This is a genomic window from endosymbiont of Lamellibrachia barhami, assembly GCF_011947365.2.
Lineage (GTDB): Bacteria > Pseudomonadota > Gammaproteobacteria > Chromatiales > Chromatiaceae > QGON01.
In genome coordinates, this window is sequence record NZ_JAAVSH020000001.1 from 2,619,447 (window position 1) to 2,626,715 (window position 7,269).

Below are 7,269 nucleotides of genomic sequence, written 5' to 3' on the forward strand. Positions count from 1 at the left end.
ACGTGTACTTCGTTCAGTTACGTATTGCTCACAAACAAACTGAACAGGGTTGCGGAGCGCAACAATACCACTTCAAGGGAGAAGAAAGATCGATACAGGTATTTGCGGTGCACGGGAACCGCTGTTCGGATCGATGGATCATCTCCCATCTGCGGCCGATGTCGGAGTCTAACCGGGTCGGCCGGATCTATATGGTTGCCGCGACGAAGTTGCCGGAGATTGACAAGGTCACACCGATCTATCCGAATGCCAGATTACAAAAAAGATTGTGCGTTGCTTTGATTGCCGCCTGATCACCCTATCAAAGGTTGCAAAAGAGAAACGTCCAGACGTGATCGTCGGATTCCATCTGCTGCTCAACGGACTGCTGGTTGTGCTGCTTGGGAAAAAATATGATTGTCATTCGGTCTACCTTTGTGGCGGTGGTCCCTTGGAGGTGCTTGGAGGTGGTTACCTCACCGAAAACAAGATATTCAAACAACTTGGCAGACACGATGCAGTGGTGGAAAGGGCGCTGATCAACGCTGTCTCCCATTTCGGCAGTGTCGTGGTACGGGGAACCGATGCCAAGCACTTTTTCGAAGAGCGGGGTGTCAAGAGTGATGATATCTATATCATGTCCGGCGGGATTGATGGCGCCAGTTACTACCCTGGTGAAGAAGAGAAACGTGCTGATCTGATCTTTGTCGGAAGAATCTCCAATATTAAACGGGTGGATATTCTTCTGCAGATCGTTGCAAAACTGAAACCGGAGCACCCTGCAATCAAGGCATTGATAGTCGGTGATGGTCCGGATCGTGAAGAGATGGAGCAGATGGCTGCCTCCCTGGGTATCAGTGAGAATATCGACTTTGTTGGTTGGCAGACAGAGGTGGGGGACTGGTACCGGCAGGCGCGTGTATTTATTCTGACTTCCGACTCCGAAGGACTCTCCCAGTCGATGATACAGGCGATGATGACGGGGCTTCCTGCCGTAGTTTCGGACGTGGGGGATCTCAGTGAGTTGGTTGAAAATGATCGAAATGGATTCCTGATACAGAATCAGGATATTGAAGCATATGCTGCGGCAATTTCGGGTTTGTTGGATGATCCGGATAAACTGGCGACTTTTGGAACGGCAGCGAAGGTTGTGGCCGATCAGTGCGAAGTTGGAGAGGTTGCCAAAAAGTGGAACCGGGTTTTTGCTGATCTGGATAAAAAACTTCAGGGCTGATCTGAAGCAGTCATTTGAAACGTCCTGTGTTGAATCGGGATGAAAGTTTTTTTCCCAGGATGATTCCGGGCTTCTCTATGTATCGATAGGTAAGCCAGGAGAACAACGTCGTAAAAATCAGGGTGCTGACGAACAAAATCGAAACGTAGTCTCCCCGCGCCAGATCAAAATAGCTCAGCAGAACGCTTGAGATCAGCGTAATGACGAGGGTGTGGAGCAGATAGATACTGTAGGAGACCTTGCCCAGCCAAAGAGAGATCCGGTTGAGAAAAAGAGGGGCAATAAAGCGGTGACTCAATGACTCCTTCGGCTCCAGCATGAGTGCAAAAAATACCAGCCACACGGCGATGGGGAAAAGCCTGAAGTCGTGTCCGGAGGTGAAATAGATCATGACAACGGTTGCCATCGCTGTTGGAAACAGAAAATCGGGTTTAATCACACTGTTGTGCAAGTGTCTGTAGATGAAGTAGCTACAGGCGCCGAAGAAAAAAAACTCGATATGAAAAGGTAGAAAAGCGCCGTATTCCACACGGGGCAGCAGTTTTCGGGCGATGATGTAGGTCGCCAGACAGGCAACAATCACCCCCAATCGGGCAAAACGCCCACGAGTTGCCGCCAGGCTGAATAGCAGCGGTGCAACAAGATAGAATTGCCACTCGAGCGAGATGCTCCAGGCGGGCCCAAGAAAGGCTCCGGGAACAAAGGGTACCCACTTTTCGGCAACCATACCGTGCAGCATAGTGAGATGAGTCAGTATATTGAATCCAAGCCAGTCGTTGCGGATATCAAGTTTATAGGTAAGCTTTTCGATGTTTTTTTCTGTGAGATAGGCGCCGCTCTGGGTTATGTTTTCCATCTCCAACGGGGCTAATACCACTGCGACCAGAAAGAGTACGAACAGCAAGGGATAGAGGCGAAAAAATCTCTGCGTGATGTAGGTGGAGTAATTTCCGCGAACCTGATCGATAAGCAGAAAGATAACAAAGCCGCTGATGATAATGAAGATATCCACCGCGTAGTTACCCAAAATCAGCAACTGTGGTAGACCTTCCGCTATCTCGGAGGTGTAACCGGCCGCGCCCAAAACATGGCTGATCAACACCCAGAGTGCCAGGAAGGCCCTCAAGCCTTCGATTTCCCTGATTCTCCTCATACAGGTTGTCTATTCTGTGGGAGTGGCGTCGAAAGCCTGACCTGTGACGCCTTTGCTATCCGGTCCCATCAGATAGAGATAGGTTCTCATGATCTCTTCCGGCAGTGGGAGCGTTGCCGGATCCTCCCCTGGATATGCCCAAGCCCGCAAGCTGGTGCGGGTAGGAACGGGGCAGATACTGTTGACCCTGATTTGGCTCTCTTCCGTCTCATCCGCCAAGGTCTGCATCAACCCTTCGATGCCGAATTTTGAAACGCCATAGGCGCCCCAGTAGGCCTTTCCCTTACGTCCCACGCGATCAGAAGTAAAAAGAATTGATGCATCCCCGGAGAGTCGCAGCAGAGGCAGACAGGCCTGAGTCAGCATGAAAGGAGCGGTCAGGTTGACCTGAATGACCTTGTTCCAGCTCTCCAGGTCGTAATCATCGATGCGACTCAAGAGCGCAAGTTGGGCCGCGTTATGCAGCAGTCCATCCAGTTTGCCAAACTCACGGTGGAGCGTTTCGCCAAGGGAAAAATAGTCCTGTTGCGGAGCGCTCTCCAGGTTGAGGGGAATAATCGCAGGTTGGGGATGCCCTTCCTTTTCGATGGCGTCGTAGGTCTCTTCCAGTTTACTCAGGGTACGGCCCAGCAGGACGACAGTGGCGCCATGAGCTGCAAATGTCTTGGCCGCCACCTGCCCAATGCCACTGCCGGCGCCAGTGACAAGAATGACGCGCGCTTTGAGCAAGTCGGGAGAGGGGGCGTAGTCGTCGTGCATCGATGGATCCTGAGGATTGAAACTTGCCCGTAGTATAACATCATGGGGAAAGGCTAAAGGCTAAAGGTTAAAGAAGGCCGTGTCATCTGAAAGACCGGTCTCTGTCGCAGCTGCCGATGCACAATGGAATCGGCACCTTCGATATTATTGCCAAATCCTGGGTGCCCGATCCGCTACGCTTGATCGGGCCTACAAACATTAGGTGTGAAAAAAGTGCTTGCATTCGACAAACACCCACACATACTTGCTTTAGCCTTTAGCCTTTAGCCTTTAGCCTTTAGCCTTTAGCCTTTAGCCTTTAGCCTTTAGCCTTTAGCCTTTAGCCTTTAGCCTTTAGCCCTTCACCTTTAACCTTTTACCTGTCCCCACCCGCCATGCTGTCCAGAGTTTCTGCAAAGGCGTCAGGTGGGTGCGCCCGTCAACAACGTTGAAACCGTCTGTCTCAAGTACGGCATGAAGTCGTTGTGCCAGTGCAAGCTGGTTGAGTACAGGTCGCAAACCTGTTGGGGGTTGTGTCGGCAGGGATTCCAGCGCTTCGACTCGCCACCGGGTTGCGGTATCGGATAGTGACTGCAGCATCTCCTGAAATCTCGCCCGTGACTTTGATTGCAGCAGTTGTTCCGGTCTCAACCGATGTTGTTGTAACAGTGAATCGGGTAGTAAACAGTGTCCTCGGCGCAGGTCTGCACCCAGGTTGCGCAGTAGGCTGACCAGTGTGACATAAGCGCCTATCTGTCTGATTGTTGTTTTAAACGTTTCGTTGCAGCCGGTTGTATGAGCAAGCAATTCAGCGAAGTTACCGCCATGGCTGAGACAATAGAGGTGGAGATCATCCCACTCGGCCATGGATGCCTTTTCGATATCGTTTTCAATATTGTCCGCGATTTTCTGCAACAGCAGCTCCGGTAACCTGTGTGTTTTGATGGTTTCGCTCAAGGCGATTGCAACAGGATGCTGGGCGTTGCCATTGGCGGATCTTTTCATCTCCTCACGCCACCACTGCAGCCGGGTTCGGGCTACGCCTGGGTCACTGCACTCCAGGGGTATGTTGGTGAGTTCGCGCCGCCAGGCGAAGAGGTGAGTCAGATCGCTGCGGCAAGGTGTGGGGGAGAAGCGGATTATATAGTAGCTGCTGGAGCCGAGGGGGACCGCTCTCTCAATGTGCTCCCGGCTCAGTCCAGCCACTGCAGAATTTCCAGCGGATGTTTAACGGTGCCTGAAGCATGCCAGTCGTCGGGTTTATCATCTTCCGCCAGGTAGCCAAAGAGGGCCACCAGCGTCCGGGTGCCTGCATTTTGCCCGGCTTCGATGTCGCGTTTGGCATCACCCACGTAGAGACAGTGCGTCGGATCCACGCCTGCCATGCGGCAGGCATATAACATTGGGGCGGGATGAGGTTTTGGGTGGTCCGCAGTGTCACCGCTGACAATGCAGGCGGCGCGCCTGTGATAGCCGAGCGCCTCCATCAGGGGGTCGGTGAGCCAGGCGGGCTTGTTGGTGACGATGCCCCAGGGAATGTTGCGCAGTTCCAGTTCCTCCAGCAGTCTCTCCATGCCGTCGAAGAGTTTTGTCTTTCTGGCAATATTTTCCCGATAGATACGCAGAAACTCTTTGCGCAGCGTTTCGAAATCGGTGTCACCGGGCTGCAGGTCAAATCCGACTTTGATCATCGCCTGACTGCCGTGGGAGACAGCTGGCCTTACCTGTTCGAAGGGCATGGGCAATTCACCCCGGCTGATCAGAACCTGATCCAGGGCGTAGTGAAGATCAGGTGCGGTATCTGCGAATGTCCCATCCAGATCGAACAGGACGCATTCAACCCTAGCCATCTTTCCGGGTATGCACCATGTAGTTGACATCCACGTTGGGGCCGAGTTTGTAACTACGGCTCAGAGGATTGTAGACCAGTCCGGTCATATCCTTTGTCTCCAGCCCGGCACCGCGAATCCAGCGATCCAGTTCAGACGGTCGGATGAACTTGCTGAAGTCGTGGGTACCCCGCGGTAACAGACGCAGCAGGTACTCTGCCCCCACGATGGCGAACAGATAGGATTTAGGATTTCGATTCAGGGTCGAGAAGAAGACATGGCCGCCCGGCTTTACCAGCTTGGCGCAAGCATTGATTACGGAAGCAGGGTCGGGTACATGTTCCAGCATCTCCATACAGGTCACCACATCGAAGGATGCGGGCTGTTCTGCTGCCAGGCGCTCTACTGGAATGCGTTCGTAGTTGACCTCCAGTCCCGATTCCAGCAGATGCAATCGGGCAACCTGCAGCGGGGCTTCGCCCATATCGATACCGGTGACATCAGCCCCTTTGGCCGCCATGCTTTCAGAGAGGATTCCCCCTCCGCAGCCGACGTCGAGCACGCGTTTTCCTGACAGTGAGGCGATGTCGTCAATGTAACCGAGGCGCAACGGATTGATCTCGTGCAGTGGTTTGAACTCACTGTGTGGATCCCACCAACGGGAGGAAATCTCCTCGAACTTGCTGATCTCGGCGTGGTCGACGTTGAGGGTTTCCTGGCGCATTTTTCAAGACCTAATATTCGATAATGATGCCATTATACCGGATCACCTTGAAGGAGTATCAGCCGATGCGGTCATCAGCCACATGGTAGGTTGGATCCTCCATCATATTGACCTCAACCAGATCACCGGCCTTTACCAGCAGGTTCTGGCACTCCTGATTCAGATGCCGGATATGCAGGGTTTTGCCCGCCCGCATGTAGCGCTCAGCGAGGGAGTCGATCGCCTCCAGACCGGAGTGGTCGTAGACCCGGGTATTGGCAAAATCGACAATGACCTCCTGGGGATCGTTTTTGGGATCAAAGATGTCGGCAAAGGTCTGAATCGAGCCGAAAAACAGTGGGCCGTGGAGGTTGTAGTATTTGATGTTATATTTGTCGATGTGAGCATCTGCGCGCATCTGTTTGGCGTGCTCCCAGGCAAACACCAGGGCGGAAATGATGACGCCAACCACCACGGCAATCGCCAGATCTGTCAATACGGTAACCACGGCCACCAGAATACCCACGAGGGTATCCGCGAGAGGAATGCGACCGAGCAACCGGAAGCTGGCCCACTCGAATGTGCCCATCACAACCATGAACATGACGCCAACCAGCGCTGCCACCGGGATTATCTCGATCAGGCCGGAGGCAAACAGGATAAAACCGAGCAGGAAGAGGGCGGCGGAGATTCCCGACAGACGGCCCCTGCCACCGGAATTGATGTTGATCATGCTCTGACCGATCATGGCGCATCCGCCCATGCCGCCAAAGAAACCGTTCACCGAATTGGCTACGCCCTGGCCGATGCACTCCTTGTTACCACGGCCGCGTGTCTCGGTGATTTCATCGATCAGGCTCATGGTGAGCAGGGACTCGATCAAACCAACGGCGGCCAGGATAGAGGCATAGGGCAGGATGATCCACAGACTCTCGAAAGTCAGAGGAATAGAGGGTATGTGGAATGCCGGCAGGCCACCGGCAATGCTGGCTGCGGGGTCGCCACTCATATCCTGCAGTACCCCCTGTACGGAACGGGCGTCGAGTCCCAGCGTGATGGCCAGCAGGGTAACGATGATGATGGCTGCCAGCGAGGCGGGAACCGTAGAGGTAAGTTTGGGCAGAAAATGGATGATCGCCATGGTCAGCGCCACGAGGCCGAGCATGGTCCAGAGAGGTGTGCCGGTCATCCATGCCATACCACCCTCATCGCCGGGTACCTGGAACTGCTGCAACTGCGCCAGGAAGATCACGATCGCCAGACCATTCACAAAACCCAACATGACCGGGTGCGGCGCAGCGGATGCGATTTTCCCAGGTACGTATCCCGGCGGCGATCTGAATCACACCGGCAAGGACAACGGCGGCAAACAGGTACTCCACACCGTGCTGGGCCACCAGCGCGACCATCACCACTGCCATGGCGCCGGTAGCACCGGAGATCATGCCGGGCCGCCCGCCGATAACCGAGAGGTGATGATGCCCATCATAAAGGCGGCATAGAGGCCGACCAGAGGTTCAACGCCGGCAACGAAGGCAAAAGCAACGGCCTCCGGAACCAAAGCCAGGGAGACGGTCAAGCCGGAGAGCACGTCATTCTTGACGCACTTACTGCCTGGACAGGTCAGTTGAAC

General features: G+C 54.1%; 10 protein-coding genes. 2 read left to right on the forward strand and 8 right to left on the reverse strand.

Annotated features, from left to right (window positions below):
• On the forward strand, window positions 1–293 hold a 293-nt coding region (locus G9Q73_RS19225), incomplete at its 5' end, for a hypothetical protein (RefSeq protein ID WP_218649952.1).
• Window positions 294–331: 38 nt separating this feature from the next.
• A complete protein-coding gene (locus G9Q73_RS11785) occupies window positions 332–1,213 on the forward strand; it encodes a glycosyltransferase family 4 protein (protein WP_177419959.1) in 882 nt (293 codons plus the stop codon).
• 10 nt (window positions 1,214–1,223) lie between these two features.
• Here the strand turns inward: G9Q73_RS11785 and G9Q73_RS11790 are convergent, their stop codons facing one another.
• The 8 genes from G9Q73_RS11790 to G9Q73_RS20225 form a co-directional block, all read right to left on the reverse strand.
• A complete protein-coding gene (locus tag G9Q73_RS11790; RefSeq protein ID WP_177419960.1) occupies window positions 1,224–2,366 on the reverse strand; it encodes an acyltransferase family protein in 1,143 nt (380 codons plus the stop codon).
• A 9-nt stretch (window positions 2,367–2,375) separates the two neighbouring features.
• Window positions 2,376–3,125 carry a YciK family oxidoreductase gene (locus G9Q73_RS11795; protein WP_177419961.1) on the reverse strand — a complete coding sequence of 250 codons (750 nt, stop codon included), beginning with the start codon at window positions 3,123–3,125 and terminating at the stop codon, window positions 2,376–2,378.
• A 333-nt stretch (window positions 3,126–3,458) separates the two neighbouring features.
• A complete protein-coding gene (locus G9Q73_RS11800; protein WP_177419962.1) occupies window positions 3,459–4,310 on the reverse strand; it encodes a squalene/phytoene synthase family protein in 852 nt (283 codons plus the stop codon).
• The gene (locus G9Q73_RS11805) at window positions 4,298–4,954 is read right to left on the reverse strand and encodes an HAD-IA family hydrolase (RefSeq protein WP_177419963.1); all 657 of its coding nucleotides are present in this window, start codon (window positions 4,952–4,954) and stop codon (window positions 4,298–4,300) included. Before G9Q73_RS11805 ends, G9Q73_RS11800 begins: the two co-directional genes overlap by 13 nt.
• Window positions 4,947–5,657: a bifunctional 2-polyprenyl-6-hydroxyphenol methylase/3-demethylubiquinol 3-O-methyltransferase UbiG gene (ubiG, locus tag G9Q73_RS11810; protein WP_177419964.1), complete on the reverse strand. Its 711-nt coding sequence runs from the start codon at window positions 5,655–5,657 to the stop codon at window positions 4,947–4,949. Before ubiG ends, G9Q73_RS11805 begins: the two co-directional genes overlap by 8 nt.
• A 58-nt stretch (window positions 5,658–5,715) precedes the next feature.
• Window positions 5,716–6,918 (reverse strand): SulP family inorganic anion transporter, encoded by a 1,203-nt coding sequence (locus G9Q73_RS11815; RefSeq protein WP_304956594.1) that lies wholly within the window; start codon window positions 6,916–6,918, stop codon window positions 5,716–5,718.
• Window positions 6,842–7,081 (reverse strand): hypothetical protein, encoded by a 240-nt coding sequence (locus tag G9Q73_RS20220; RefSeq protein ID WP_304956595.1) that lies wholly within the window; start codon window positions 7,079–7,081, stop codon window positions 6,842–6,844. Before G9Q73_RS20220 ends, G9Q73_RS11815 begins: the two co-directional genes overlap by 77 nt.
• Window positions 7,078–7,269, reverse strand: a 192-nt coding sequence (locus G9Q73_RS20225; RefSeq protein ID WP_304956596.1) for a SulP family inorganic anion transporter, incomplete at its 5' end; no start/stop codon positions are given. The genes G9Q73_RS20225 and G9Q73_RS20220, both read right to left, overlap by 4 nt.

What these genes read in the sequence shown, in the direction of transcription:
- G9Q73_RS11790 (WP_177419960.1), bottom strand. Translation starts at nt 2,366, where the DNA reads ATGAGGAGAATCAGGGAAATCGAAGGCTTGAGGGCCTTCCTGGCACTC.
- G9Q73_RS11795 (WP_177419961.1), bottom strand. Translation starts at nt 3,125, where the DNA reads ATGCACGACGACTACGCCCCCTCTCCCGACTTGCTCAAAGCGCGCGTC.
- G9Q73_RS11805 (WP_177419963.1), bottom strand. Translation starts at nt 4,954, where the DNA reads ATGGCTAGGGTTGAATGCGTCCTGTTCGATCTGGATGGGACATTCGCA.
- ubiG (WP_177419964.1), bottom strand. Translation starts at nt 5,657, where the DNA reads ATGCGCCAGGAAACCCTCAACGTCGACCACGCCGAGATCAGCAAGTTC.
- G9Q73_RS11815 (WP_304956594.1), bottom strand. Translation starts at nt 6,918, where the DNA reads ATGTTGGGTTTTGTGAATGGTCTGGCGATCGTGATCTTCCTGGCGCAG.
- G9Q73_RS20220 (WP_304956595.1), bottom strand. Translation starts at nt 7,081, where the DNA reads ATGATCTCCGGTGCTACCGGCGCCATGGCAGTGGTGATGGTCGCGCTG.